This window comes from uncultured Salinicola sp., assembly GCF_937921195.1.
GTDB lineage: Bacteria > Pseudomonadota > Gammaproteobacteria > Pseudomonadales > Halomonadaceae > Salinicola.
In genome coordinates this window covers 1-26,846 of record NZ_CALFQK010000041.1, presented here as the reverse complement: position 1 = coordinate 26,846, position 26,846 = coordinate 1, and the positions used below count along the sequence as shown (strand labels likewise).

21 protein-coding genes are annotated in these 26,846 nt (G+C 64.3%); 16 read left to right on the top strand and 5 right to left on the bottom strand.

Translation table 11 applies throughout. The features are described from left to right. Positions 1 to 78: 78 nt before the first annotated feature. From Q0602_RS03645 to Q0602_RS03620, 6 genes are all read left to right on the top strand, one after another. Positions 79 to 1,608: a hypothetical protein gene (locus Q0602_RS03645; RefSeq protein WP_298839146.1), complete on the top strand. Its 1,530-nt coding sequence runs from the start codon at positions 79 to 81 to the stop codon at positions 1,606 to 1,608. Positions 1,609 to 1,706: 98 nt separating this feature from the next. Beyond that, on the top strand, positions 1,707 to 2,435 hold the full coding sequence (locus Q0602_RS03640) for a winged helix DNA-binding protein (RefSeq protein ID WP_151884677.1): 729 nt from the start codon (positions 1,707 to 1,709) through the stop codon (positions 2,433 to 2,435). Between the two features lie 23 nt (positions 2,436 to 2,458). Beyond that, on the top strand, positions 2,459 to 2,980 hold the full coding sequence (locus Q0602_RS03635; RefSeq protein ID WP_151884676.1) for a hypothetical protein: 522 nt from the start codon (positions 2,459 to 2,461) through the stop codon (positions 2,978 to 2,980). Positions 2,981 to 3,044: 64 nt separating this feature from the next. Further along, positions 3,045 to 3,671, top strand: a complete 627-nt coding sequence (locus tag Q0602_RS03630; RefSeq protein ID WP_298839132.1) for a hypothetical protein — start codon at positions 3,045 to 3,047, stop codon at positions 3,669 to 3,671. A 211-nt stretch (positions 3,672 to 3,882) separates the two neighbouring features. After that, positions 3,883 to 4,305: a hypothetical protein gene (locus Q0602_RS03625; RefSeq protein WP_298839129.1), complete on the top strand. Its 423-nt coding sequence runs from the start codon at positions 3,883 to 3,885 to the stop codon at positions 4,303 to 4,305. Next, a complete protein-coding gene (locus tag Q0602_RS03620; RefSeq protein ID WP_298839126.1) occupies positions 4,302 to 4,670 on the top strand; it encodes an excalibur calcium-binding domain-containing protein in 369 nt (122 codons plus the stop codon). Before Q0602_RS03625 ends, Q0602_RS03620 begins: the two co-directional genes overlap by 4 nt. A 129-nt stretch (positions 4,671 to 4,799) precedes the next feature. Here Q0602_RS03620 and Q0602_RS03615 read toward each other — a convergent pair whose 3' ends face one another. Beyond that, complete coding sequence (locus Q0602_RS03615) at positions 4,800 to 5,789, bottom strand: YafY family protein (protein ID WP_151884673.1); 990 nt, start codon at positions 5,787 to 5,789, stop codon at positions 4,800 to 4,802. 61 nt (positions 5,790 to 5,850) lie between these two features. Here Q0602_RS03615 and Q0602_RS03610 point away from each other — a divergent pair, with 61 nt between their 5' ends. From Q0602_RS03610 to Q0602_RS03595, 4 genes are all read left to right on the top strand, one after another. Beyond that, positions 5,851 to 9,177 (top strand): TM0106 family RecB-like putative nuclease, encoded by a 3,327-nt coding sequence (locus Q0602_RS03610; protein ID WP_151884672.1) that lies wholly within the window; start codon positions 5,851 to 5,853, stop codon positions 9,175 to 9,177. A gap of 105 nt (positions 9,178 to 9,282) precedes the next feature. Then, positions 9,283 to 9,486 carry a hypothetical protein gene (locus tag Q0602_RS03605; protein ID WP_151884671.1) on the top strand — a complete coding sequence of 68 codons (204 nt, stop codon included), beginning with the start codon at positions 9,283 to 9,285 and terminating at the stop codon, positions 9,484 to 9,486. A 63-nt stretch (positions 9,487 to 9,549) separates the two neighbouring features. Then, positions 9,550 to 11,073 carry a DUF2235 domain-containing protein gene (locus Q0602_RS03600; protein WP_151884670.1) on the top strand — a complete coding sequence of 508 codons (1,524 nt, stop codon included), beginning with the start codon at positions 9,550 to 9,552 and terminating at the stop codon, positions 11,071 to 11,073. A 362-nt stretch (positions 11,074 to 11,435) separates the two neighbouring features. Then, a complete protein-coding gene (locus Q0602_RS03595) occupies positions 11,436 to 12,071 on the top strand; it encodes a sensor histidine kinase (protein ID WP_151884669.1) in 636 nt (211 codons plus the stop codon). A 3-nt stretch (positions 12,072 to 12,074) separates the two neighbouring features. Here the strand turns inward: Q0602_RS03595 and Q0602_RS03590 are convergent, their stop codons facing one another. Beyond that, entirely contained in the window at positions 12,075 to 12,374 is a 300-nt protein-coding gene (locus tag Q0602_RS03590) for a helix-turn-helix transcriptional regulator (protein WP_151884668.1), read from the bottom strand. A 250-nt stretch (positions 12,375 to 12,624) separates the two neighbouring features. On the opposite strand from Q0602_RS03590, the gene Q0602_RS03585 reads away from it, so the two are divergent. From Q0602_RS03585 to Q0602_RS03570, 4 genes are all read left to right on the top strand, one after another. Further along, positions 12,625 to 13,287 (top strand): ribonuclease H-like domain-containing protein, encoded by a 663-nt coding sequence (locus tag Q0602_RS03585; protein ID WP_298839109.1) that lies wholly within the window; start codon positions 12,625 to 12,627, stop codon positions 13,285 to 13,287. A 206-nt stretch (positions 13,288 to 13,493) separates the two neighbouring features. Further along, entirely contained in the window at positions 13,494 to 14,945 is a 1,452-nt protein-coding gene (locus Q0602_RS03580) for a hypothetical protein (RefSeq protein ID WP_298839106.1), read from the top strand. Beyond that, positions 14,942 to 17,251, top strand: coding sequence for a tyrosine-type recombinase/integrase (locus tag Q0602_RS03575; RefSeq protein ID WP_151884665.1), 2,310 nt, complete (start codon positions 14,942 to 14,944; stop codon positions 17,249 to 17,251). The genes Q0602_RS03580 and Q0602_RS03575 overlap by 4 nt, the downstream gene beginning before the upstream one ends. After that, positions 17,248 to 17,694, top strand: coding sequence for a hypothetical protein (locus tag Q0602_RS03570; protein WP_151884664.1), 447 nt, complete (start codon positions 17,248 to 17,250; stop codon positions 17,692 to 17,694). Before Q0602_RS03575 ends, Q0602_RS03570 begins: the two co-directional genes overlap by 4 nt. A 434-nt stretch (positions 17,695 to 18,128) precedes the next feature. Here the strand turns inward: Q0602_RS03570 and Q0602_RS03565 are convergent, their stop codons facing one another. Then, on the bottom strand, positions 18,129 to 18,458 hold the full coding sequence (locus tag Q0602_RS03565) for an antitoxin Xre/MbcA/ParS toxin-binding domain-containing protein (RefSeq protein ID WP_298839090.1): 330 nt from the start codon (positions 18,456 to 18,458) through the stop codon (positions 18,129 to 18,131). A gap of 230 nt (positions 18,459 to 18,688) precedes the next feature. Here Q0602_RS03565 and Q0602_RS03560 point away from each other — a divergent pair, with 230 nt between their 5' ends. Further along, complete coding sequence (locus tag Q0602_RS03560; RefSeq protein WP_298839087.1) at positions 18,689 to 18,904, top strand: hypothetical protein; 216 nt, start codon at positions 18,689 to 18,691, stop codon at positions 18,902 to 18,904. A 6-nt stretch (positions 18,905 to 18,910) separates the two neighbouring features. Here the strand turns inward: Q0602_RS03560 and Q0602_RS03555 are convergent, their stop codons facing one another. After that, a complete protein-coding gene (locus Q0602_RS03555; protein ID WP_192796933.1) occupies positions 18,911 to 19,984 on the bottom strand; it encodes a hypothetical protein in 1,074 nt (357 codons plus the stop codon). Next, positions 19,956 to 26,138 carry an AAA family ATPase gene (locus tag Q0602_RS03550; protein WP_151884660.1) on the bottom strand — a complete coding sequence of 2,061 codons (6,183 nt, stop codon included), beginning with the start codon at positions 26,136 to 26,138 and terminating at the stop codon, positions 19,956 to 19,958. The genes Q0602_RS03555 and Q0602_RS03550 overlap by 29 nt, the downstream gene beginning before the upstream one ends. A 379-nt stretch (positions 26,139 to 26,517) precedes the next feature. Here Q0602_RS03550 and Q0602_RS03545 point away from each other — a divergent pair. Next, on the top strand, positions 26,518 to 26,846 hold a 329-nt coding region (locus Q0602_RS03545; protein WP_298839055.1), incomplete at its 3' end, for a hypothetical protein.

Below are 26,846 nucleotides of genomic sequence, written 5' to 3'. Positions count from 1 at the left end.
ACATCATGCTGAGCGGATCGGCTCCCAACGCTTTCGGCCTGATGCAGTTCGCTTCACTCGGGAGAAGCTGGCGAGAGATTGCGTCGCGTCGGGAACCTTGGGAAATGGCTACCCCCACGGAATCAGGGGAAAAATGCTCGGCTTCGCCCACCTTCTGAAGACGAGGGCAGTATCCTCGCGATGAAGTGTTGGCTACCGAATGATGCCATGAACAGTCGATCGAACATCACTCCGTCGGAAAGGCGCAAATGGCAGAAGTTCGTCCGGGACCTGCTGGTCGAACGCCGCAGGTTCACGAAGAACGTCTGGCTCTCCCACTTCCGGCGTCTGGTCAAGAATGTCACCGCCCAGGCAGACATCCTCATTTCGATTGGCGCTGAACGAGGCCCGGACGCACTGGATCCCCGTGAAATGCTCATCTGGGCATGGACTGTCCTCATGGCGAAACCACCTGAAGACGCTCAGTTCTATCTCCGCATCCCCGAGGAAGGGCCCGGAGGATTGAAGGAGCTCGCCGACGAGTTGCGCGATCGTCGATACGTCTTCGACAAGTTGGATACCGCCCTCGAGTGCCAGATGCGCTGGCTAGGCGCACTGGTGCGCGCGATCGATGCCGATCTTGCCGGCATTCTCTCCCCGAGTGGGTCGATCACGAACTCGGCTGAAGACTGGGAGATGGAGGGCTATCCCTGCTACATCGTCCCGATACGCAGGGGCTATCGCAAGGGAAATGGGAAGGACCGAGCACGAAGGGCAATGCTCTATCACGCGATCCTGCCCAGACAGATTGGGGACCTGGCGGTCGAGCTCGCCTTCGTGCCGGATGTGGAGATCACCGAGGAGCCACGCCGGTGGACATACGGCGCACCGATCTTCGAAGGCGCGACGGTCGATGTGGAGCATGTCGGCGCGGACGGGTTCCGCGTTGCGGATGCTCCTCTGGCGGATGAAGAAGGATGCGTCGCGGGTCACGTGAGGTCCGCTCTCGATGGGCAGTGCGACGCGCTTGTCTGGCCGGAACTCACGGTTCCCAAGGATCGACTGGCACTGATCAGAGCCGAATTGAGGCGGGACCCACTGCGCGATCCGCGCAGGATCGCCATCACCGTGGCGGGGAGCAGGCACGTCGAAGTCGGGGGAAAGTGGTTCAACCGTGCAGAGATTCTCTTCGGGAAAGGGCAACCGCTGGCTTCGTACGACAAGCGAAGGACCTTCGAGGTCGAAGGGCGTTTTGAAAGGATTGATCCGGGGGAAAAGATGCTGGTCCTGGTCACCGAGGATCGCCTGATTGGCGTGGCGATCTGCAAGGATTTCTGCGACGACGTCGACAACGACGCATATCGCTCCCTGAGCCTGGACCTTCTCTTGGTACCGTCCATGGGCAAAGTCAGCACGATCGACGCTCATCTGCGACATGCGAAGGCCCTGCAGAGTCAGCAGGGAACGGTGAGCTTCGTGGTCCAGCAGGTCGACGTCCTGACCGGCACCACCAGGGATGCCAAGGAGCCCCTCGGCTACTCCTTCGCGTCCCCTGGCGGCTCCGGAACCGCATCCTCGCGCAATTCGAGGCAATCGGAACGCTTCAGGCTCCACACCGCAAGGCGATAGAGCTTGCGCCTGACACGAGAAAGGGACACAATCCACTTGTGAAGCGTTTGTGAAGTAATTAATCGATCATCAACCGATCTCATGCAAAGGCAGTCATCATGACCAACGCGACAACCAGCCAACGGTCGAAAACCGTGCTCGGAACTATGCACCTCCCCGTGGACGGCAGGGCGTCCCCGGACGCCGGGTCGCGCCTCGTCCAGTCGATGCGAAACGTTCTCGAATGGCTCGTCGCGAAGGGCGAGAAGAGCCCGCGGCTTGCCGCCATTGATCTTCTCGAAGCGCATCTCGTCGACTTCGAGGCGAACTCGCCGATCACCGATGACCTGCGGCCGTGGCAGCATCTGGCATCGGACCTGTCACTGGCGCTGGAGGGTTCGGATAAGGCGTCGTCCAAGCGCGCGAGGGCACTCGCCGACCGCTTCCGTGCGATCATAACCATGATGTCGCGGAATCCGGTCGACGAACTTGCCATCCGACCGGCCTCCCGACGCGTCCTGGACGCGCTGGTAGCGCTCGGAGGCAGGGCGCCGGTCGAGCGGGTGCGCCAGGCGAGCGGACATTCCGCGACGCATCTGTCGAACATCCTGAAGGCCTTGCGTGGGCACGGGCTCGTATCGGATGAGAGCGACGAGAACGATCGTCGACGCAAGATCCTCGTGCTGACTGCCAAGGGTCGTGCCCTTCACGATGCCGCCAATGCGGGTCGCAGGACTCGTGAGGCCGGACCGACGACCTTTGTCAGCGGAATCCACGTTCTCCGTCGTCCTGAGCAGTCGGCGATGAAACCGAGTACGGTGTACGACCGGCAGCTGTCCGAAGCGTGATGGGTACCGGAGCAAACGCAGGAATGGATCCGGACGAAGGTGGCGTTGCGACCACGGTGGAGATGTCGGATATAATCGCGCTCCACCTGTCGACGGTCACCTCGCTCAGCATCAGTCCGACCTTCTCGGTCGGTACCCTGCCTACCGATGGTTCCAAAACGCTCGTGCCGCTCGCCTCCTGCGTGATGCATGGTGAGTTCGGCGATAAAGAGGGGTCCGAGGCTGTCAGGGTACTCCTGAGCATGGACAACCTCGCTTTTCTGGTAATGCGCCTGGGAGAGGAATGTCGGGAGGCCGTGGAGGCTTTCGAGGAAGTCTCCAAGGGCGATCTCACGCCGCTCGTCGAGCGGATAGAGGCGACGGCCCAATGGTTCGAGGCCGGAGCGGGCTCCCTGCAAGAGGCCGCTGAACTCCTCCAGGGTCTTTCCCAACGGCTCGAAGCGATCGACGCCGGCGGACCCGAAGAAGTGACCCTAGAACCGAACGTAGACGAGATCAAGAAGAAGCGTTCCTCACCCAAGCGGGAGGCAAGGAACAAGACCTAGGATGGTCGAGGACAGATACTGCTCCCCCACGATAATGGACCGTCTTGCATTCCGAGCGGATGGGTTGACTTCACTTTCCGAAGACGACGACTGGCGGGCGGGTTGTGTCGCCTTCATCGAGGCAGAGGGGAAGGTGGCGCTCGTGAGGAAGTCGACCGACGACGCGACCGACTATGACCTCGCCGGTCTGTGGGCGATGCCCGGCGGAATGATCCGCCGTCAGTCGCCGGGCGCGACGCGGGAGGTCGAGAAGGCTGCACGTTCCTCACTCGCATCGCGCGTGGAAGTCGAGGCGGGACTGAAGCTACCCGCTGCCTGGAACACACCCGATCTCGGCCCGATCGTGTCCCGATACCTGCGACGGGGTCGGACGAGATGGACCTTGCTCCTGGCGAGGACCTTCACGATTCAATCGCCGGTCCCGCTCTGTCCTATCGACCGGACCATCTCCGAAGCCCGATGGGCGAGGGTCGCACCGACCTGGGAAACCATCGCGCCCGCCAATCGGCTGGCCTTGGCCCATATCCTGTGGCCTCGTCTGAGCGAGAGTGAAAAAGCCCACGCTCGGGAATGGGTGGAAAAGGCGAAGGTCGAATGTTCGGGCTGGGCGCGTGAGGTCGGACTTCCCATCCCCCCATCTCCATGGGCATCGGTCCAACGACTGCGCGAATGGACCGCGACTTTCATTTGAAGACGCTGTACGCGATCAGGAACCATACGGCGAAGGTTGGCCCATTCCCGCTGCCGGACCCCGGCTTCAATCACTCCACCGACCTCGAACCATTCGCGCGGCGGCCGGGATACCGGTCCCGGTCTGCCGAATGGCCCAATCACTCTGGTCGCCCGCCGCCGGAACGCACGGTGGCAAAGTCCGAACGTTGCGCTAAACCCATGGGATGAGCGTGCTTGTCTTCGCAGCCATGGTCGTGACGGCGGGTCAGACCTTCGAATGCACTCCAGTCGCCGTCTGGGACGGCGACGGCCCGATCTGGTGCGAGGAAGGGCCGCGCATCCGCCTGTCAGGGATCGCCGCTCGCGAGATGGACGGTACCTGTTCGCCAGGACACCCTTGCCCGAGCGCCGATGCAGAGAAAGCGAGGGATGCGCTGGTCCAGCTCGTCGGCGAACCGATCGGTCGTTTGCGCCATGGTCATGTCGCCGTGGACGGTCCCACCATGACGTGCCTCTCCGAAGGCGGCGCGGGTGGCGACAGGACGGCGGCCTGGTGCGTTTCTCCCAAGGGAGGCGATCTTTCCTGTGAGATGGTCAAGAGCGGCCACGCTGCGCAATGGGACCGGTATTGGCGGGGACACGTGTGTCGATGAATGTCCGCCCAACCGCTCCACGCTCACGACCGGCCGGGTGGCTGCGTGTCGAATTCGTCCTGCTGCTGGCGATCCATCTCATCGCCCTGGCTCTCTGCATCGCGAGCGTCATGGGCTTCACTCCCGTGGATGCGCATCCCGGCGGCCTCGCTGCCGATGGCTGCCACAATGATCGCAAGGCAGGTGGACGCCACTGCCATCGAACGGCAACGCCGAAAGAGGGGACGGCCGAACCCCGGCGTTCCGATGTGTACTTCGCCAACTGCTCGGCAGCACGGGCGGCGGGCGCGGCTCCAGTCCGGCGCGGCGAACCGGGCTATGGGCGCCACCTCGATCGTGATGGCGACGGCATCGGATGCGAATAGCCTGGCGAACCTTCCCCGGTTTCATGCAGTCCAAAGCCAGCAAGGGGGCATTCCTCGGACGGTCGCGAATGGCATCATGGACCGGCTGTGCCGCCGTCCCGATCAGATGGCAGGCCGATTGGCCGCACTTCAGGGAAGCGATACGAAGGATTTGCGAGAGGGATGCACCATCTCACGCAGCTCGGCAGGCTGGAGCACTTCGACGTGCTCACCCCACTGATACAGGAACCAGCACATCTCCAAGACGCCGCACGCCTTGAAACGGACGAGGAGCGAGCCGTCACGCTCGCGTTCCAGCGTCTGCGCCGGGTGGAAGATGAAATTCTCCGCGCGCGGCGCCGCGTCGGCATCGAAGCGCCAGACGACGTCGACTACCTCTCCCTCATCGATGTACGAGCCGAACCCCATTTCCGCGTGCTTCTGCAGCTCGAAGCCGGGATCCTGTTCGAAAGTCTCGCCCAGGACCTCGACATCCGAGATGGATTCCACTCGGAAATGCTGCAGCGGAGCCTGAGCGCCCTTCCTCCTGTCCTTCGCCACTAGATACCGTCTCACGCCCAGAAGCATCCCGTACGGTGCTACCGTTCGGATCGACGCCTTTCCCTCCCGATCGCGGTAGCGCATCCTGACGAGGAAAGGGCCCTTGAAAGCCTCGACCAGCGCCGTGTCCGTATCGGAGTCGGTCTGTGTGCGCGGGCCAGGGCGGGCAGCATGCCCGAGGGCCTGCAGGAGGATCTCCTCGTCGACCTCGCTCCGGGCCCTGCCCGTCGTCGGGGCGAGACTCCTCACCTTGGCCCGGAGTTCCCGTAGTAGCGCCGCCTGGTTTGGCAGGTCCAGCCTCTCGAGTTCGGCGATAGCGGTACCCAGTGCCGCCAGTTCCTCGCCACTCGGGGTGAGCAAGGGTGCGACGTGACGTGCCGGTATGAGCCACCGCCGCTGGCGATCCTCGTCATCCAGCGTCTCCACCTGCGGGAAAACCTCCTCCAGAGCGTCCGTCCAGCGCTGTGCGGTGCGGTGCGAACAGGACTGTTCCTGGCGGATGTCCTGCAGGGTCACGCCGCCGCTTCTCGTCGCGAGCATCGCTATCCGGAGCAGATCCTTGGCCTTGACGAGAGTCATGAATACACCATGACATGTTCTGTCACCCTAAGCTAGTACTGGCCAGGCAAGGAGAATACCGATGCAGTCCATCGATGGCAGATTCCGGCTTTCGGCTTCCGATCTCATGCGCTTCAAGGGGTGCAGACATGCGACGACACTCGACCTGCGGCGGCTGGAAGTCGGCGATCTGGAGCCCGACGAAGATGGCGAGGAAGCCGCGCTGCTGCAGGCCCAGGGCGACGCCCACGAGCTAGCCTTCCTGGATCGGTTGAAAGCCGATGGTCGAAACGTCGCGGAGATCGCGACCGAAGGGCGCGCGATCACGGAGTGCGTTGAATCGACGCTCGAAGCGATGCGTTCGGGTGCGGACGTCATCTTCCAGGGCGCGATGCTGGACGGGGGCTGGGGAGGCTACTCGGACTTCCTCGAGAGGGTCGACACCCCTTCGGCGCTGGGCGAATGGTCTTACGAGGTCGTCGACACCAAGCTGAAGCGCAGGCCCGACCCCAAGCATGTGCTCCAACTCTGTCTCTACAGCGACATGCTGGCCGACATGCAGGGGCTAGCGCCGGAACATGCACACCTCGAACTCGGTGACGGTTCGCGTTTCACCGTCCGGTTGGAGGAGGTGTCGTCATATGCACGGCGCTCGCGCCGGATGCTACAGGAGTTCATAGAGACCCGACCCGTCACGGAACCCGAGCCTGTCGCCGCGTGCGCTCTATGCCGGTGGAAGTCGCATTGCGAGGAGGTCTGGCGGGAAGGGGACAGCCTGTCCTTGGTTGCGAATGCGACCCGGCTGCAGCGGGACAAGCTGCGCGAGGCCGGGGTCGGTACCATGACCGAACTCGCGCAGACGACGCAGCGTGTGCCGCGCATGACCGACGAGACATGGGAGCGTCTGCGGACGCAGGCCCGGCTCCAGGTCGCCCGGCGCGCCGGCGGTGCGCCGGACTTCGTTCTGCGCGAAGCGGTCGAGGGGCGCGGTTTCGACCTCCTTCCCGAACCCGACGAGGGCGACCTGTTCTACGATATCGAGGGCGATCCCTATTATCCGGACGGTGGACTGGAATACCTGCACGGCATCTGGATGCTGGAGGACGGAAAATGGGACTTCGTCGATTTCTGGGCACACGACAGGGAGGAGGAAGCAGAGCTCACGCGCGACCTGCTGGATTTCCTGTCCTCCCACATGCGCGCACATCCCAAGGCGCACATCTACCACTACGCCAATTACGAGATCGCCGCCCTGCGGCGTCTCACCTCGCAGCACCGGACCCGCGAGGCGGCGATGGACCAGCTCCAGCGCGAGCGTCGTTTCGTCGATCTCTTCAAGGTCGTGGCGGGAGGCCTGATCGCCTCGGAAAAAGGCTATTCCATCAAGGATCTCGAGGCCTTCTACATGGCGAAGCGCGAAGACGAGGTGGCCACCGCCGGTGCGAGCGTGGTCGCCTACGAGAAGTGGCGCAGGACCGGGCAGAAGGAGATCCTCGACGAGATCCGGGATTACAATCGCACAGACTGCATCTCGACCAAGCTGCTGCGCGACTGGCTGGCGGCGAAAGTGCGTCCCGATGGCCCCTATCCGGTACTCGGCGATACGCCGGGACCGACAGCCGACGAGAAGGTCCGGGCCGAGGAAGATGAAGACGAGGCCCTGCGCGCAAGACTGGAGCCGGTCGCCCAGAGGTACGGCGCGGATGTCGCCACGCTGCTGCTCGACCTCAGCCGCTTTCACCAACGGGAGGACAAGCCGGCCTACTGGGCGATATTCGACCGCCTCGCGCAGGACAGCGAAGACCTGCTCGACGATCTCGAGTGTCTGCAGGGCCTCGAAGCGACCGGCCCCGCGGCACAGGTCAAGCGTTCGTACGAACGCGAGTACCGCTATCCCGAGCAGGAGACCAAGCTCAGGGTCGGCAAGACGCCCTGCATCAAGCCCGCCGCGATGCCCGAGACCATCAACCTGGTGTCCCTTGACGAGGAGACCCGCACGGCCGTCCTGCGCCGATCGACCGCGAAGGGGCCCATGCCGGACCGGTTGGACCTCCTGCCGCCGCGGCCGATCAGGAACGGGATCCTTCGCGAGGCACTCTCTTCAACGACCGACCGCATCATCTCGGCCGACCCGCGTGCCTCGGCCATCATCGATCTGCTTACGAAGGCCCTTCCACGTCTCGATGGAGTCGAGCCGGGCGCCGCTCTCATCGCGGACGGCACGGACCTAGTCGAGGGCACGGTCGATGCCATCGGAGCGATGCGCGACACGGTACTCGCGATCCAGGGTCCTCCCGGCACGGGAAAGACCTATGTCTCGGCGAAGGCGATCGTGGCGCTGGTGGCTTCCGGCCGCCGCGTAGCGGTATCGTCCAACAGCCACCGGGCCATCGGAAACCTCCTGGAGGCCGTGGCCAAGGATGCACAGGAGCGCGGCGTCGCATGCCGCATCGCGCAGAAGGTGTCCGATCCCGCGGACGCGGCCGACCATCCGGCGATCCAGGTGGTGAGGGACAACGAGGCACCCGAGATAGCGCGCTCCGACGTGGTCGGAGCCACCTCCTGGCACTTCGCCCGATATGATGATGCATCTTTCGATCACCTCATGATCGATGAAGCGGGGCAGGTTTCGCTCGCGAACGTGATGGCGATGTCGCGTGCGGCGCGCAACATCGTGCTTGTCGGCGATCCGATGCAGCTGCCGCAGCCGATCCAGGGCGCACATCCGGGGGAGAGCGGGCTGTCGAGCCTGGAGTTCCTGATCGGCGATCATCGCACCGTCCCCGCCGAAAGGGGCATCTTCCTGCCTACCACCCGCCGTCTGCACGACGATGTCTGCGCGTTCATCTCGCAGGCCGTCTACGAGGGACGGCTGGACAACGATGCCGCCGCCTCGGCGCAGAGCATCATGGCAACCGACGGGACCGATCTGGCCGGCGCCAGGATGGTCGCGGTCTCGCATGAGGGGCGCTCGCAGGTCTCGCCGGAAGAGGTCGAGCGCGTACGGCAGGAGATAGAGTCGGTGCTCGGTGCACGATATGTCGACCGGGACGGTGATCCGCATGTCATCGGACGAGGGGACGTGATCGTGGTCGCGCCGTTCAACGCGCAGGTGAACGCGCTCAGAGCAGCGCTCGGCACCGAGGTCCGGGTCGGCACGGTCGATCTCTTCCAGGGGCAGGAGGCCCCTGTCTGCATCGTGTCAATGACCACCTCGGACGGCGAGGAGATCCCCCGGGGCCTCGAGTTCCTCCTCTCGCTCAACCGCATCAACGTGGCCGTATCTCGCGCCAAGATCGCGGCGAGGGTGATCGCGAGCCCCTCGCTGCTCGACGCGCCGGTGCGCACGGTCGAGCAGATGCGGCTCGCCAACACGCTGTGCCTGCTGGACGAGCACGGTCGGAGCTGATCCAACCCTTGGGGGTGACAGGTTCCGACACCCTCGCGTGCGACAAGGGTCATGGCAGGCGAATCGATCAGCCTGCAGGCCAAAGTCACGCAAAGGAGCAGGAACATGGCAGGAAGTCGTTACCGGAGCGCCAAGAGCGGGCGCTACGTCACCAGCAAGCACGGCAAGGCGAGCCCCAGCACGACCGTGCGCGAAGCGGCGGGGAAGAGCGGAAACACCGGCGGCGCCTATCGCAGCGCCATCAGCGGTCGTTTCGTCACCGCCAAGCACGGAAAGAGCAATCCCGGCACCACGGTGCGGGAGAAGTGAGGACGAGCACGGGTAGGCGATACGAGCCGACCCGTGCTCATCGTCAATGGAACAGGAACGGTCATGAAGATGCAGGATGAACACGAACTCGGAGACGTTGGGGCAGGAAAGCAACCGCTCCAGGCGCCCCGGGCACGCAGGCTGATCTTCTGCTTCGACGGTTCCTGGAACAAGCTGGATGCGAGCCAGCATCCGACAAACGTCGTCCTCCTCGCGGAGAGCGTACCACCAATGGACCGGGAGGGGCGTGACCAGATCGTGTTCTACGACGAAGGTGTTGGTACCGCGTCGGACGAGACGTTCCGAGGCGGTGCGTTCGGCAAGGGCCTCGTCGCCAACGTCCAGGAAGCCTACCGCTTCCTCATCTTCAACTACCGCCCGGGCGACGAGATCTTCGTCTTCGGCTTCAGCCGCGGCGCCTTCACGGCGCGAACCTTCATCGGTTTCATCAAGTGCACCGGGATCATATCGGTCGCCGACGCCTCGCAGATCAGAAGGGCCTGGGAACTCTACCGGCTCCACGCCGACCGCGATTCCGACGAGCTCGAGGAGCTCCTCGAATTCCGCCGTCGGCACTGTCCGACTTCGTGCGTGTCCGCGTCCGAACTCGCCTGGCGCCGCCGGGACGACCCGACGGCAGAGCCCGAAATGGTGAAGGTGCGGTACTGCGGAGTGTGGGACACGGTGGGGTCGCTCGGCTGGAAGGCCGTGGCCGCCACCTTCGATCGGAACACGGACAAGCGCTATTCGGACCACGATACCCAGCTGTCCGACCTGGTCGAGGCGGGCAGGCATGCCGTGGCGATCGACGAGCGCCGCGTCCATTTCATGCCCACCCTGTGGCGCAACGTCCGCGAGCTCAACGTGGCGGCCGGGTACGACCCTTATTCGGACGGTGCTCCCTACCAGCAGAAGTGGTTCGCGGGCGACCACGGCTCGATCGGCGGCGGCGGACCTGAACGCGGGCTTTCGAACGCGGCACTCCACTGGGTCCTGGCGGGTGCCGTGGAGATGGGACTGGAAGTGGACCTCGAAGGTCGCTCCCAGCTCGACGACATCCGCTACCGTGCGGATGCACCTCTCACCAATACGCCGGAACCGTTGGACGAGGAGGGATTCTCTCTCCGCGGATCGGTCGGCAGAGCGTTCGCCACGATCAAGGGCCGATTGCTCACGGCGAACCGCAGCGGGCCGGCCGAGGCCGATGACATCCACCCTTCCGCGCTTCGCCGATGGTTCATGCCCGGCTCGGAACTCGGCGATGGGCGATACCGTCCGGCACCCCTCGCACATCTGGAACCGGAGATCGAAGCGCAGCGGCACCTGTTCGATCCGCCGGACAAGGACGACCTGCCGACCTACGTCGTCGCGGCGGGCGAGAGCCTGTGGCGCATAGCGCGCAGGATCCTGCGCGACCCGGACCGCAAGGACGAGATATTCGCACTCAATCGAGACCTGCTCGATCATCCGGACGACATCTTCCCGGGAGATGTACTGAGGATGCCCAGGGACGCCGCTGTCCTTTCGTCCGAGGTGTCCGGCGAACGCGCTGCCGGCGAGGCGAATGTGGGTGCGATCGGCGGGTGACAGTCCGTTCCAATGGAGGCAGCGCGAAGCACTCGACCTGAGCCTCGGGTCCGCCCCGCTCCTGTGCGTGCGGCATCTGCGGCAGCACGATCTCGACGCACGCCGAAAAGATTCTCTCTCTCTGATCAACGGCAACTGGAATCCCAAGGAGATGAACCGGCGCCTTCCGCTCCCGGCCCGCGACCGCGGGTCCTATCGGAATCCGCGTTCGATCGTATCCAAGAGCGTTCCTTCCCTCTGTATCGCGAACCAATGCCAAATGCATGGACTGAGACCAATTCCGGTCGTGTTCTCATAACTGATCCAAAAAGCCTTGCGTCAAATACTTTAAAGTAGTATATGCCTCGGGTCAGGAGGGGCCAATGCATAGGGACAACCGATCAAGGACCACGCGCGCGCGCCGAGCGGCAGTCGAGCTGATCCTTCGGGACGAGCAGCACCGAACCGCCAACGAGCTGTCATCGGCACTTGCCGCGTTGAAGCTGACCGTCCGGGACCACGGTGCAGGTGCGCTCCCCCTCGTGGACAGCGCCATCGAGCGACTGGAGGGTTTCGTCGCGGTACGCCGCATCCTCGCCAATCCGGAAGAGCACGGATGCGACATCGTCGAGTGCCTGCGCGACCTGGCCATCGCCATGGAGAGAGGCCGACCTATACCCGGAGGACTCGTCTTCACGACAAGCACGCTCACGGTGCGGCTGGTGCCGGATCTCGCGCGTACCGTACTCAGGATCGCTCACGAGATGCTCACGAACACCATGAAGCACGGGTCCGGACCCGGAGAGGTCGTCCTCTCCCTCCGCTTCACGCGTCGATCCGTCCTGATACGCTGCGAGAACTCGAGCCGAGCCCCCCGAGAAACGCGTTCCGAAGGCGCAGGTCTTCGCATCATGCGCGCACTTTGCGCGGAGCGTGGCGGCGCATTCAGCTGCACCCGCGGGGCCGATACCTTCCATGCCCTTGCACGGTTGCCGCGCCTACCGCGGCCCGATGTCTGAGGGTCAATCCTCGAGCGGATCGCGCCGCACGTAGCCCCTGTTGCGTAGCTCGACGCCCGAGCAGTCGACCTCCTCGACGAGCGAAGCGAGCGTCACGTCAAGCGCGACCGCGAGCCTCGCCATCGTCCTCAGGTTCGGCACCGCCCTGCCGGCCTCCAGCCGCCAGACATGGGCCTGCGACATCCCGACCCTGCGCCCGAGCTCGGTGCCCTCAAGTCCAGCGGCCTCGCGCAACGTGGCAAGACGCCTGCCGAAGGAGAGGGCCAGGCTATCTTCTTCGGATGCATCGAGCTCTTTCGCCATCCTGCAATCCTACCACCGCCAAGAGCGCGGCTGCAACGCCCCCGCCCACAATAGCCACTATCATCGCCCGCCCTGTCGCGCGCCGGATGCGCGCGGCGACCGGTCGCCCGGCCACGATCGGCTGTCTCCTCCGTGGGCATTCCGCTCAGTTCCTCGAATATGAATGGAAAAGGATCATACCATGTCCGCAAGCAGCGAACAGCGAACCCCATGGTTCGTCGAGCCGACGAAGCCGCTCGGAAGGATCGCGGTGTTCGACCTCGAAACACGCGACGATCCGCTCATCGTCGGTCTCGGTTCGAGCCCCAAGGCGGCGCGCCCCTTCGTCCAGCGCATCGCCAGCTTCTCCTCCCTCGTCGTGACCGAACCTTCGATCGGGCACTGGGAAATCGAGGGACTCACGACCCACCATGGCGAGGAGACCGAGATCCTCGAGGCGATCGACCGTGCCTTCGCATCCAAGCCGACGCTCGTGACATACAATGGTACTCGCCATGACCTGCCCGTCATACGCAGGCGGATAATGCGGCACCGGCGCTACAAGCTCGACGCAGCGCTCGGCGCCATGCACCTCCCGCACCTCGACCTCCTCACGTTCCCGCGCGTGCCGGCGGGCGGGGACCGCGGAAGCCTGCAGGATCGGTGCGCCGGACTCGGGATCGACGCCAAGACCTATCTCGACGGCCTCGACGGGCGCTCGCGCATGGTGCTCAAAGGCGAGGTCGATGCCGTCGCGACCTTCCTCCTGCTCATCCACGAGCTGGCCGCCCTGCGAATCGATGGCAGGGTCTGGGCAGCTGGAATGAGGGCGTTGGAGGTGGCGGGGCGGGGCGAATGGGCCGGGAAAGGGCACTTGAGCACGCTCGTCGCGGGCGGGATGCGCAGGCGCGACTTGCGGGGAAAGCCATCCTGAAAACTATAGTTGACGATCTGCAAGTGTTCAGCTTATAAGCGGGTTTGAGGCTAATTAAGTAGCGCGGAGACGACTATAGAGTTTATATAGGATGGTTTGATAAGGGTAAACAGTTTTACCTCAAACAGCTTATCTACTATAGATTCTACATACGGCTCAAAAGTTTGATCTTGAAGCCTAGGTATGGTTTCCGGTATGTTCCCTTTATGGATCATGCCGCGCAACTTCCCCTGCGTCTCTTTCCCGACGAGATCGATGAGGCCGGGGTCTCTCGATTCCACGTTTTCAATGATGGCACGATCTGCTCGCCGGGTGGAGTTCTGAGAAGGCTCAGCGAGATCCTCAGAAATGACGTGGCCAACATGTCCGCGCAAACCTGGAAGAAGTTCAGGCTGCCGCTGCGGATCCTGCTCAACATGCAGCTTGAACCCGGAGAAGATTGGCATGCGATCTGGACCGAGGGAGAGAACGCCTCCACGAGACGCCAACTGAAGTTCCTTGAGGCTCGGGGACACTCGCCGGGCATCAAGCGCCCGGTCGATGGCGCGCGCATGCTCTCTCACCCGTCGCCCCAGTACGGCAACTTCGACAGGCTGGCGCTCCATTTCCTGTATGACCGACTAGAGCAGGCCGGTCTCTCGCAGCGCAACTTCACTCTGCTGACGTTCTTTGCCGACGGGGACATCGAACAGCGGATCGAATACATCTCCCTGATGAAGGAGCAGGACCGCAGATCGGACCACATCGGGCGGCGGTTCCTCGCGCCGAAGACGCAAACCAGGATATCTATCCCCGTCGATCCCATGGCGTGCGCTGCGACCCTTATCAGCGACCTCGAACTCGCCGGTGCGCCGGACATAATCATGCACGCGAACATCGTTCTGCGCCTCAATGGAAAACGCCCGATGTCCGTGCTCCACGCCAATGCCCACGGTTGGATCATCAAGGGGCGAGAGGACCGTGTGGGTTGCCGCAACAAGCGCCGCGGTAAGGATGTCACAAAAGCCCAGTTCGTGATGCCGCTGCATGTGCGCGAAAGCCTCATCGCCAGGCTCTCGGCCGAACGATCGCCCATCGATCCCGGGCGCTCACTCCTGGAGGAGATAGGGCTGAAGGCCGAGGACCTCGCCGGTCCGGACCGAGACACGGCTCAGGCCGCGAAGCGCTTTCTCGAGAGGGTGGCGATCTTCCCGAGGCCGAGCGCGGGAACCAGCGTTGACGCCTTCCTTACCTACGATGGTTTCCGCTACTGGACGATAAAAGGGCGTAGGCTGAGGCAGGCTGCAGGTGGCTACAAGCCCACCCTATTCAACGACGGGCGACGCGAACCCACGCTGAGGGACTACCGGAGGGCTTCGATAACCCGTCAGGTCCTCGATCTCTTCGCACGCACCACGAAAGGCTCGAAGGAGCGGGAGGATGGCCTCAAGGAGATCGCGACGAAGCACGACCAGAGCACGGACCAGAGCGAAGCCTACGCCGCTTGGGCCTACCAGTGGGAGGCCGAGCAGGAAGCGCTCGATGACTACGCTGCGGAGCGGGCTGCAATGGATGCACACGAACGAGCCGTCCTCGTGCCGGATTCGCTCCCTGCCCGTAACAGCCTTGCTGAAAGCTTCGCGCGCCTGTCCTCACGGCCGCGAGATCTCACCGAATGACCGCGACGCTTCCCATCGAACACCCGGACACGTTGAAGTTGTGCTGCAAGGCCGCAGGATCGAGGCTCGGCATCCGTAGCTGGCAGCTAATGCGGGTGGCGTATTACGGCGGAGTCGAGGTCGAATGGATCAGCAAACAATGGAAGATGTCGATCGATCCCACCTGGAAGGATGGAAGCGACCTCTACGATGCGTATGTCGCCCGTATCGTCGAATGGGATTTCGAAACCTCCTACGCTCACCGGCGCGTCCGGCTCGCGGCAGGGGTCCCCCAAGAACACCCGTGGCCGGAAGGCCTCGACGATTTCGTCTTGCGGGAAAGAGGCGCGGCCGGCTTGAGATCTGGCGAACTGCTGGCATACTATCCGACGAGCGTGGATCGCGACTTCCACGTGCGCAGGCTAACGCAACGCCTGTTTGCCAAGTTCGACCAGCCACGCGGTGCCAAGAACCGTGTCGACTGCGACATTCGCGCAATGCTCTTGCGCTACCCGGAACTCGCTCTGCCGGACACATGCGCGACGGATTGCGAAATGGAACAACCCTCGCCGACCTGGCTGGGTAGGGCCATGCAATGCGGTAGTGTCGCGGAACTGGCATGCGCCGCGCAGATCATCGCGTCGGAAGGAAAGAGATTACGACACAGGTCCATCGGAAGGGGGTTCGAGATCCTGGCCGACAAGATCGACGCGATGGGTCCGAAGGGGGAACTGGAGCCTGATCAATTGGTCGAAGCGTTGCTGGCCTTGCTTGACGATGCCGCGAAATACAAGAGCCTCGCCAGGACACGGACCGACGGCGTCCGTTCAGTCCTCAGCGCCCTCAGGGGGCTCTCGATCTATCGGATGGCCCACCCCGGACAACTGGAGCGCCTCGCTCCCCTCTTCTCGAGAGCCGTCCACCAGAACACCCCGCTTCGTGACAAGGTACGCAGGCTCGATCACGCCGTTCGCGGGAAAGACAGGGAAAAGAGGAAGCGGGACGCAAGGGAAGTCACAGATCGTTTCGAACAGTTCCGCGAGACCGTCGCTGTGCGGGCGCTCGAAGCGAGAGCGTGCGGCGCGCAGCTCGCACAGGCGAGGGAAAAGGCGAGCGAGCACTTCGCACATTTCGACGCAGGCGAGCGCATGGAACCCTTTTACGAAGTCTTCACCGCGCTCCCGGTCTTCGACGAACAGGGCCTCCCCATTGCAGGCGCCCGACAGCTGGCCTCCTGGCGTCTCTGGCGCGAGGGCGACCTGTGGAGGTCCATCGATCCACGCGAGGACATATGTCCGAACTGGTCCGGCCTCGACCGGGAGGACATGCAGGCTCTGGGACGCTCCGCAAAAGTGCATACGGGCCTCTTTCAAGCCATCAAAGCGCATGGTTCCGCGACGCGCATCGTCACCGAATTCATCGGATGCATAGCCGATATCGGTGGACGGACGAGCGAGCCCCACCTGATCAAGCAGTACCGGACCGGCATATTGTCGACGCCGACAGAAAGCCCGCCCCAGATCCAGCGCGAGAGATGCGAATACATGAGGGACAACAACATCCCCATGGTGAGCGTCGCCCTCCAACCCTGCGGCTATGGATATGGAGGCTTCTCCATCGCGCGCTGGGCGCGCCAGGTCGGTCGCTGCGTCGTGCCTGTCGACGACGCCGTCATGGGCACCCGGTTCGCCCATTGCTTCATCGGGGTGGTCACGGATTGCCTTGCAAGGCGCATGGAGGTCTTCCAAATCGCCCAGACCGACGAGTGCATCCGTCACGATCTCGGTGCTTCGGCCTCTCTTCCCGGCTTCAAGGCGGTTCCGAAGGGACGCACCCAGCCCGAGGGCTACGTCCTGTCCGAGATGACGTGCGAAACCGTCCTCGGCCTAGCCGAGGATGTCGCGAAGGCCTGCGGACACACTGACGGTTGGCTTCGCGATGTCGATGCAAACGACTGCCTGCCACCGCGAATCGCGAGGCGAGCTCCATACGTGTTCCAGTGGGACGGAAAACCGTTGGCCTCGATGACGGTCGCGTACCTCGTCGCGCTCCTGTCAGCTGGATTCGGAAAGGTGACCCCCCATATCCTGCGCCACGCAGCCTCCAACAACATGATGAGAAGAGGTGTGCACGCCAGAGCAGTCCAGGCCAAGCTCAAGCACCATTCGGAGGTAATGAGCGACTACTACCGCATGCCAACCGCAATACAGGTCCAGCAGGACCTCGAAAAGACCGATGAAGAACAGCGGATCCTCGTGCGCGAGACATCGGCCCGCTTGTCGCGGATCGGGGCTTCGAGACGTGAGGGGAAGGGAGGGGAGCCGTGAGCGGCATCCAGGACAAGGCCGGGGTCTCCTACCGGCCGGGGCCGCCCAAGGGACAGGAGCCCATCGTCGAGGGCACTGGACTGACCCGGCGGCAACTCGCGCTGAAGATCGGCATGGAAATCGTCGATCGCCGCGAGAAGCCCACGATCCGGGCGGTGAACAAGGCGGAACCCCGGCTCACCCTCGGCTGGCTCAATGCCAACAGCAAGGTCCTCCAGCCATGCCGTGCTCGATGGACGGGAGAGCGCCCGACCGAACCCGAGGATGAGAATATCCTCTCGCTGGATCGCGCGCGCGCCGAAAGGGCGATCGCCGAACTGCGGGAGGAGAAGGAGCGGCATGATGCGACGCGCGAGAAGTTGCGGGAAGCGAACGTGATCATCTCCAGGCTGCTCAAGGGGTTCGCCGATGACATGCCCGTAGAGGACAGATCGGGAGGCTGAGTACCTTCTAGCTGCGACGAACAAGCTGGGCGGCGATGTCCGAGAGAAACGCCCCGTCGGATGCCCCGAACACCCTACGGCGCACCGCACGGTCGCAGACGGAATCAATGTCGAGCAGGAACTTGTGCCGTCGCCGTGCTAGGGTGTCCTCGGTTCGCCATACACTGCCCACGTCCCGTGCGGGCAGGTCGCCGGGCGAACAGCCCAGTATGTCCAGATGGAGGTATCGGTGGCGCCCGCTCGACAGGCACTCCAACCTCAGCTCGCGCAGATGCGCATCCTCCGCCTCGGCGGTCACCCTCCGCCAGAAGGCATCATCCGGACTTCCCGAGATCTGCCGGAGCAGGCACGAACCTCCCGGCGAAGGGGGTAGCCGCCACCAGCACCGGACACGGTCCCAACGTCTCGCACCAATGGGCGACACGTCCGACCTCTCAATCGGCGAGGACATCGTGAAGGATGCGCAGGTGGTCCCTCACCCGCCGCACACCTGACAGGCCCCCCGTGGCCAGATCCAGTGGCGTGGCGCCACCGAAGGTCTCGCCGTGATGGCGCAGCCAGTCCGCTCCCCGCCCGACACCGAACACATCGGTCACGAGCATCAGCATCTCGTCGACGATCCGCAGCCGCGTCTCGGTCGCCTTTGCAGACGTTCCGAAGCCCGCGTCGAGCATGGCATCGGTCCTCTCCTCGCCGATACCGAGCGACGCGCAACGCGCTTCCACCCGGGACCGCAGGTATCCCAATTCGTCGAATTGCATCATCAGCAGCATCCCCCTGCTTTCCCCCTCGACAGATAAGCAAAACGACACTACTTTAAAGTAGTTCCCGCAAAATGTCGGGGGCCGCTTTCTCCTGGAGGAATGCGGATGGTCCCCGCCATTCGAGGCGCGGGCTCGTCAGTTGCGCTCGCTGCACCGAAGTGCAGCCGCGGCTGGCCAGTTCAGACGATCCCGGGAGCACCGGAGGGAAGGAGACGATGATGAGGTATGGATTGACGACGGACGCGGCTGACCCGGCCCACACGCAGGTGTTCGAGACCGTCGATGAATTGAAGGCTTCGCTGGACGAGTCGGCAGTCGGCTATCAGGCAGAAGTGCTGGTCGAGATCGTGAGCGGTGGGCGCACGGTCGCGTCATCGCTCGCGATGAAGGCCGACGTGCTCGTCTGGGATCCTCGCTGCTCGTTCCTCCCGAGACCGGCGGCCTGAGACCCGTCAGCGCCGCCGAAGGTGCAGCGGAAGGTATTTCGCGACTAGTCTGCGCGCGGATCCCACCGGAAGCCCGGCCGGGTCCCCGTCCAGTGTATGGAGGAACCGGTTCCTGTTTCTCCTCAGCGTGGAAAACTCCCGGAGGTCGGCATCGGCATGCTCCGGATCGAGTGCGCCCGCGACGATGGCGAACTTGTCGTCGAGACGGAACCTGCCCTTCATCACTTGGCGGATCCGCGCCAGGGCGAACCCGGACCCGTCGCCTGGAACCTGCGCCAGTCGCTTCGCCCACTCCTCCTCATGGATCGGGAACGTCGCCGTGACGAAGGCCTCCAGAGCCGTCCACGCGGTCATGAAGGCGTGCAGCGGATCGCCATCGGCCGCATGGGAGGCTGACAGTAGGCGCGGAACATGCCGCAGGTTGTCAGGTGCAGCGGCCAGCGCGCGCGCGATCTGCGCCGCTTCGTCGGCCTGCTCCGCGTCGAGACGCGCCCTGACCGACATCGAAGCGGAGACCTTGGCATCGAGGAGATAGGTCACGCACGCCTCATCGGCTTCGAATGCGTAGGCGACCGTCCCGACGGTCCGCGAGCCCTGCAGCACTCCGTCGAAACCCGCCAGGACCAGCACGGCGGCCGCCAGGTCCGCCGTCGCGTCCAGTCTCGCCATCGTCCGCTCGAAGGGGGCGTCATCGAGCGTCACACGGTGATCCCCCAATTCGACGGCCTGCCCCAGAGCCGCCGGTTCCCTCTCGAAGGCTTCGAGGCAGAGCAGGACCCCATGACCTGGCTCGCCCAGCAATTCGCGGCTCTGCGCCTCCAACTCGCCCAGCCATTGTGCCACCGTCCGGCCATCGCGGCTTGCTCCACCCAAGCGCTGTGCCATGAAGATACCGATGGCATGCCTGCGAACGACATGCTCCCAGCCCGGAGCGTCCCCGTCGACAAGCGTCGCGCGGCGCAGGGGCTCGTCGAGCAGCGTGATCGGTCCCGTCGCGGGAAGCGACGTAAGGGACGGGACCCGGGTAATCCGAATGCATCGCAATTCCATCTCAGTCACGGTCGCCCGGATGCTCGTCATCGCTACGCGGTCCGAGCTCCTCCATCCCCGTCCATGGCGGTACCTCGGGGACGAGATTCCGATCGCGGTAGCGTCCTGCAGCCAGCTGGCGACGGAACCCGGGGAGGAACTCGAGCATCCGCGGAGTGGCCGCTGCGGACGCGACCACGAGCCAACCGTCGGAGGTCGATTCCTCGTAACCGTAGACCCCTAGCAGGCTGCGGTTCCCTTCCTGCCAGCGTATGCTCTCCACCATGGTCTCGCCCTCTGCGTCGATCCAGCGGAAGAGACCCTCGTCCGCCAGGCGCCAGCCAAGCGACGTCGCGAGCACGGGGTTCACCGCCAGGAAGTTCCCATCGGTGAAGTAGGGATCACCGACCAGCGTCGGGAAGGGGGCCCCGGGCGGGATCCGGACGGCCGGATAGTCGGTCGCGAAGGCATCCCTGCGATAGTGGAACCAGTCCATGTCGAGCGCATCCGGTCGTCCCAGCGGGAATCCCGGATGCACGATCTGCGAAGCGCGTACTTCGCTCGTACGCGAATGGTCGATGCTCTGCGTGGTCGTGAACTCGGCGAGGACCAGCCCTCCGTCCGGTGTCGTGCGGGTCAGCATGGAAGCGGCCGCCGAGGCGCCGGCCAGCCATTCCTCCATCGGATGAGCGCCGAGTTCGTCGGCGGCCGGGAGTGCGACCCACTCCGGCCGCGCAACCGGTTCGCATAGGTCGAGGACCGGATCGACGGTGAGCAGGAAACGGTCGAGATATGCCAATGGCCACGAAAGCACGTCGGCGTCCGTCAGCTCCGTCACCAATCGGGAAAAGGCCCTGTGCGCAGCCAACGAGCGCGGTCGCCGGAAGGTGATCTGCAGTCCGATCGCCTTGAGACGATGGCGTAGCTCGTTCTCGGCTGAAAAGGACCATTCCTCCTGCGGGGTGATCTGGCCCATCAGGCTGGCGAACCTCTGAGCGAGGTTCTCGTGGGGTATGTCGGCCTCCTCCCCGATCCGCTTCAGCGCAGACCTGAAGAGGCTGGAGAGATCCATCGGATCCGTGGTGTCGGGAAGAGGATCCCCCGCTGCCAGACCGTCGCCTCTGAGCGAGCGCTCCGGCATGACCGCTTCCGGCAGGCTCAGCCGGTAGATGGGCGGGAGTTCGGTCGGTTCCGGAGGATCGGGAAGGGACGAGCCCAGTCTGGCAAGCAGCCGCAGGATCATCGCCCGTGCGGTCGCCGAGGGGGGCCAGGCGAGCTCGCGCAAACGATCAGTGTAGCTGGCCACGAAGGCCTGATCGATCTCGACGATGCAGGCGAGCAGATCCAATGCCCGGTTCACCTCGAAATCGTCCCCGGCGAGCAGGGCAACGATCGACGCCTCGACCTCGCTGACGCGACATCCGATCCTCACGAGGTCGACTATGCCCCTGCGCGCCTCCGAAGCGACGGCGAGGATGGGACTCGCGAGATCCGAGAAGAGGAGATGCAGCAGCGCAGAAGCGGCGTCCTCGTGATCGGAGGGGGCCGCAACGGGCGGCTCCTCCTCGTTCTCGATTACCTCGGCGAGCTGGCCGAAGTGTTCGGCGAACTCGGGCCAGAGCCGTGCGACCGGTACAGGATCGAAGAGTATCTCCAGGATGGGATCGAAAGAGAAGAGCAGGTCGCGAGCGGCGAGGCCGGCGATGAAGTCCTCGGCGAACAGTCTCGAGGCTTCGCGGCGTCCTTCCGGACCCCTGCATTCGACCAGGGATCGCGCATAGCGCAGGCGCGATCCGCCATCATAGCGGCGAACCCATCCGTAGCGCTCCGAACCTGCGAGCATCTCTTCGTGCAGGTCGTCCATGAGGGCACCGGCACCGATCCGTGATGCCCCGAGTGCAAGGACCTGCCTCGCCGCATTGTCACCGCCGAGCCTCGCGACCTGATCCCTGATCGCACCGAGCTGACGGGCATCGCGGACGCTCGGCACCACCCCCGCGAGAAGGTCTTCCCAATCCACGCCGTCGGCCTTCGCCGCCCGCATGAGGAGAGCGATGAAGTCATCGGGACCGCCCGAGGAGGCCGTGACCTCCTCCCGGGCGATGGAGGTCCCATCTTCGCCCACGAGACCCCGATGGGCCGATCGCGTCCTCTCCGCCATCTCGCCAGCGCTGCCTGCGGTGGTCAGACCGAGTGCGGGCGCCCAGCTCGCGCGGTTGCCGGGTGTGCTCTTCAGGTCTGCTGCACGTGCGAGGGCCTGCCAGGGCGCGCCGTCCGAGGCCGGAGGGCCCTCGTCACGGATATGCGCCACGGCCTCGATCAGCTTCGGCGCCACGCTTGCCTCGAACGGCACGATGCTGCGTGCGATCACCAGGAGGGCGAGATCGGTCGGTCCGTCCCCTCGCGTAATGATGCCGTGGACGAGGCCGGCATAGGCGTGGCTGCGTTCGGCAGCGCCTTCCTGGAGGAGCCATGCCACCACGTCGGACGCCCAGGCCGGATCGATCGCCGCTGCCGCGGAGACGAGCTCCACCGTCTGACCCCTTACGTCATGACCTCGAGACAGACGCTCCTGGCAAGGCAATGCAGAGATGAGGGGCAACAAGGCGCGACGGCCCTCGTCGGCATCGACGGTCCGGGAGTATCGCGTCGCCCACCTGCTCCATCGCAGCATTTGACTGTCGTCGGAATGATAGATGCCGAACGATGTCGTCATCATGCGGTCCCGGAGCTGGAGGGCCCGCTCCCGGTCTCCGATATCGAGTCTCGCCCGCACGAGCGCGGCGAGTTCGCCGATGCGCTCGTGCAGCTCCGTCTCGAAGTCGATCTGTGTCTCGACCTCGTCCAGGATGCGTCGGGTCCTGTCCCGATTCCGGTCAAGGCGATAGGCGGACATGGCGACCGCGATCTGCCATTCCGCCTGCCAGCCGGGCCTCATGGACTGCCCGGGGCGAGCGAAGTCGCCCTCCAGGAAGGTCATCACCTCGTCGAAAGCCTGCTGACCCTGCGCCCAGGCCGCCTTCAGAACGTTCTCGAAATAGGCGGGTGCTCGTCGCTGGATCGCGTACCAGTCACGCCAGTCGTTCGTCTCCGAGAATGATCGCTGGAAGACGGTCAGGGGTGCCCGAAGCTCGCGCAGGACGGAAGAGGGCGGTGATCGCCGTCCACCGAGAGCCGCGCCCCATATCGTTCCGACCACGACAAGCATCCGCTGGAAGAGCACCAGGCCCCGCTCGCGAGGCGATTCCGCGTTCGGGACGGCCTCCACGGCATCCATGGGATTCGCGTCCCGAGCTCGATTGCGAGCCTGTACCAGGAGCGCCGTCCCGGGTCCGAGTGTATCCTCCTTGCCTCGATCGAACGAGCCAATGCGAAGGGGATCCGCGGCGAAGCGCATGAACGCCCGTCCCTCCTCCGGGTCATCATGCAGCCGGTAGGCCAGATCGGCCAGGAAGACGGCGTCCCGAGGCGATGGATCATCGATCCTCAGACGCTCGAAGGCGGATCGCGCGGCCTCGACCGGGGCGCCCCTTGCGATCAGGGATCGGACGATGGCCACGTCCAGCCTCGCCAGGTCGATCAGCGATACCTGCTCGCCCAGCGTGCCGAGTTCTGTCCTGACATCCTCGGCGAGCTGGAACTCCCCGAGGTGCGCGAGCTCGATACCCAGGATACGCAAAGCACGGGCCCGGGCCCGGATCGCCATCGTGTCATCGTCGTCCGCGCTGATGGGTGCGAAATCCGACGCGTGAGTGTCGATCCGGATGCCTCGCAGTGCATCGAAGATGTCTCCCAGCGATCGGAACCGCCAAGCGACCCTCACCCATGCGTCAAGCTGGTCGGACTGCAGGGAGGCATCGATCCCGCCGAAAGCGTTGAGCAGGTCCAGGGGCTCCGCCGCATCGAAAACTCTGCGGGCCAGGACATCGTCGCCGCCGCCGATCATGTCCGGCACATGCGTCAGGGCCGTGACAGGAGGCACGCGGAGCAGGTTACCCTCGAACAGTATATCCGCCATCTCCTCGCGAGGCGCGAGCCGGAGGAGCAGTCCGGGAAGATCGACGTCGGTCAGCGCCTCGCGCCTCTCCGTAAGTTCCTGGGTCACCAGGACAGCACGGACGACCGCGATCCAGTCGTCGCTGCGCGAAGCCGCCGCGACACATCCGTCGATGTCTTCGAGGATCGCATCGACGGGGCGCAGATCGAAGAACTGTCGCCGGAAGTAGTCCTGCGTGAAGAGCTCCAGAACCCCCGCGTCGTCGCCCGCCTGCAGGAGATGATGGACGCGCTCCCAGCTGAACGGATCGGTGGCCGGCGCGCGCGCGGCGACCCCGGCCAGGGTACGGTGCCGCGATCGATCGAGGTCGACATCGTGGTCGCCGAACGCGTCCTTCCCGGTCTCCACGAGCAGGAACTGGCGGAAGCTGTTGTGGAAGAACGCCCAGCGGTCAGGCGTCTCGCGTTCGAAGAAATGCGACGCGCCGGCGACGAAGCGGCCCAGGGTCTCCGGATCCGAAAGGCTTCGAAGCAGCTCCTTGTGCGCCGGACCTCGCAGACGGCAGAGAAGCGCGAGGAGATCGACCAGCTGCGTATCGCCGGAGACGGTGTCCCAGTATACCCGGTACTCCTGCTCGATGTCGCCTGCATAGGAGGCCGAGCGATCCAACACGTCCGCTATGTCCTCGGCCGACGACAGCTCGATCAGGCGCCGCAGCAGGTATGAGAGTGCCAGCGGATGTCCGCCGCTCACCTCGCAGACCCGGTCGACGGTTCCGGTCGTGACGAGATCCTCGCCGAGCACGCTCATGACTATCGAGTGGACGTCCGAGCGTTCCAGGCGGCTCATCGTCAGGGTCCGACCCGGTTCGTCCAACTGGGCCCGGATCGGTCGCATCGCCGGAGAGCTCGAACCCAGGCCGACACGCTGCGTTCCGAGCACGAACAGAACGCCTTCGGGAATCGAAGAAGGGTTGGGTAGTTCCTCCATCAGCGAACGCGATGGATCCTGTTCGCGTTCGATGTGATCGAGACCATCCACGAGGACGATGGTCTTCACACCCGTCCTCTGCCAGTCGTCATGCAACCGCGCGAGGATCGAGCCGAGACGTTCCCGCAGTTCCGCCATAGTCGCGGGGCGGGAAGCAAGATCGCGCCCCCGGGCGCCGAGTTGATCTTCCAGCGATATGCACAGATCGTGGAGGAAGGCTTCCGCCTCGCCGCGATCCTGACTTACGTCCCCGCGCACGAAGGCATAGTACCGCGCGATACGCACGCCCGTGCGGTAGCGGAGCATCTGGGTGAGGGTCGTGGATTTGCCGGAACCGGGCGAGCCGACAAGTGCGACATAACCGGAATCGAAGGCGGCGAAAGCATCCTCCAACTGCTCGATCGTGGAGCGCACCGGGCGGTAGAGCTTCTCGTCAACCGGGAATTCATGTCTGAAACGGAATTCGAAGCGCCGCGACCAGCCCAGTGCCTCGAGCAGTTCGTCGCGCGACAGTTCGACGACGTTGGCCTCCGACGCCACCGTGCGTTGGATGACCGCCGCGATCGCCTCGACATCCTCCCTCCTCCGGGCGATGACCCGGCCGGGTCCGTCGAGTTGCAGCTCGTATCCCAGATCGAGATGGCAGGCCGCGAGGAACCGATCCAGCTCGTCCCCTTCGAGGCCGGTCGCTTCCAAGATCCTGTCGATTGGCGCACGCCATTCCTCCACGAAGGCCGGGGCCGGGTCTGCGGTCCACTGCGAACGGTGCTCGAATGCATGACGAAGGAATGCCTGCAGGTGCCTGGGACCACGCGCCGGTTCGCCGCCGGTCGAATCGGCTGAGGACGCACTGTCCCGTGTCAGGTAGTGAACATGTACGCCTCGATCGGGATAGGCGGACGAGAGCCTCTGCCAACCCTGGGCGAGCAGGCCGAATGCGGACGGATAGGCCCCATCATCCGCGACGAGCCTGTTGAAGGTCACGCGGTCTTCGTACTCGCTCCATTTCACCTGGTAGGCATCGACCCTGCCTGTGGTCGCGACGAGGATGTCGTCGAGCCTTCCCGCGTCGGGATCCGCCACCCTGATCCAATCCAGCCCGTCCTTGAGCAGGGCTTCGTAGATCAGCGAACCCGCGATGAGATACTGCGCTGAAAAGCCGCGAACCGCATTTCGTTCGCCATCGGCGTAGCTTTCCTGATCGTCTTTCGCGCTCATGGGAAGGACATAGCGGACTTGCGCTGCACGTCGCAGTGCGAAGAGCCTTATTCCACCGATAGATCGGCTCCCGTGATCGACCGCGTCGCGTCGGGGCCTCGGAAGCGCCCCTTCCTGTTGGGGTACCGAACCGGTTTCGGGTCCTGGGAGAAGGGGGAAAGTCGAATGGAAAAGAGACACGCGCGTGCAACGCCGCGGAGCGGGAAATGAAGGTCTCCGCGCTATCGTCGCGGGTCTTCGACCGAGGACCCGTGGTGCCGGCCTCCCAGGAGCCTTCGGAGCGTACAGCTTGAACCGTTTCACCGCGGCAACAGTGGCTGCGCGCCCTTGGAAGAACCGCCCCTCATGAAAATTTAGGAGCTCGAATTATGCGATTCGCATGGGCATCAGAATCATACCCGCCGTCATCGGCGGGAGCATCACCATTGCCGTAGTGCGTGTCATGACGACACTGAACATCGAACGGGCCGCCGAAGCCATTGGCAACGACGTGCTCCTGCTGAACGTCTGGACAAGTACAAGCCGGTTTCTCGACTACATCTTCGATCCGGCAGGGGCCTGGACGATCTGGCTGCTCCTCGGCATAGCGATAGGCGGGGCCCTCTTCAGCTACGGACGAAACTTCGAAGACGGATTGCGCGGGCAGCGGGGTGGACCACCGTTCTGGTATCTCGGCCTGCAAGCACGCGGCGTGAGGTTCGCCATCAG

What these genes read in the sequence shown, in the direction of transcription:
- Q0602_RS03595 (WP_151884669.1), top strand. Translation starts at nt 11,436, where the DNA reads ATGCATAGGGACAACCGATCAAGGACCACGCGCGCGCGCCGAGCGGCA.
- Q0602_RS03620 (WP_298839126.1), top strand. Translation starts at nt 4,302, where the DNA reads ATGAATGTCCGCCCAACCGCTCCACGCTCACGACCGGCCGGGTGGCTG.
- Q0602_RS03550 (WP_151884660.1), bottom strand. Translation starts at nt 26,138, where the DNA reads ATGAGCGCGAAAGACGATCAGGAAAGCTACGCCGATGGCGAACGAAAT.
- Q0602_RS03555 (WP_192796933.1), bottom strand. Translation starts at nt 19,984, where the DNA reads ATGACGAGCATCCGGGCGACCGTGACTGAGATGGAATTGCGATGCATT.
- Q0602_RS03580 (WP_298839106.1), top strand. Translation starts at nt 13,494, where the DNA reads ATGGATCATGCCGCGCAACTTCCCCTGCGTCTCTTTCCCGACGAGATC.
- Q0602_RS03605 (WP_151884671.1), top strand. Translation starts at nt 9,283, where the DNA reads ATGGCAGGAAGTCGTTACCGGAGCGCCAAGAGCGGGCGCTACGTCACC.
- Q0602_RS03565 (WP_298839090.1), bottom strand. Translation starts at nt 18,458, where the DNA reads ATGATGCAATTCGACGAATTGGGATACCTGCGGTCCCGGGTGGAAGCG.
- Q0602_RS03610 (WP_151884672.1), top strand. Translation starts at nt 5,851, where the DNA reads ATGCAGTCCATCGATGGCAGATTCCGGCTTTCGGCTTCCGATCTCATG.
- Q0602_RS03635 (WP_151884676.1), top strand. Translation starts at nt 2,459, where the DNA reads ATGGATCCGGACGAAGGTGGCGTTGCGACCACGGTGGAGATGTCGGAT.
- Q0602_RS03575 (WP_151884665.1), top strand. Translation starts at nt 14,942, where the DNA reads ATGACCGCGACGCTTCCCATCGAACACCCGGACACGTTGAAGTTGTGC.
- Q0602_RS03600 (WP_151884670.1), top strand. Translation starts at nt 9,550, where the DNA reads ATGAAGATGCAGGATGAACACGAACTCGGAGACGTTGGGGCAGGAAAG.
- Q0602_RS03615 (WP_151884673.1), bottom strand. Translation starts at nt 5,789, where the DNA reads ATGACTCTCGTCAAGGCCAAGGATCTGCTCCGGATAGCGATGCTCGCG.
- Q0602_RS03590 (WP_151884668.1), bottom strand. Translation starts at nt 12,374, where the DNA reads ATGGCGAAAGAGCTCGATGCATCCGAAGAAGATAGCCTGGCCCTCTCC.
- Q0602_RS03640 (WP_151884677.1), top strand. Translation starts at nt 1,707, where the DNA reads ATGACCAACGCGACAACCAGCCAACGGTCGAAAACCGTGCTCGGAACT.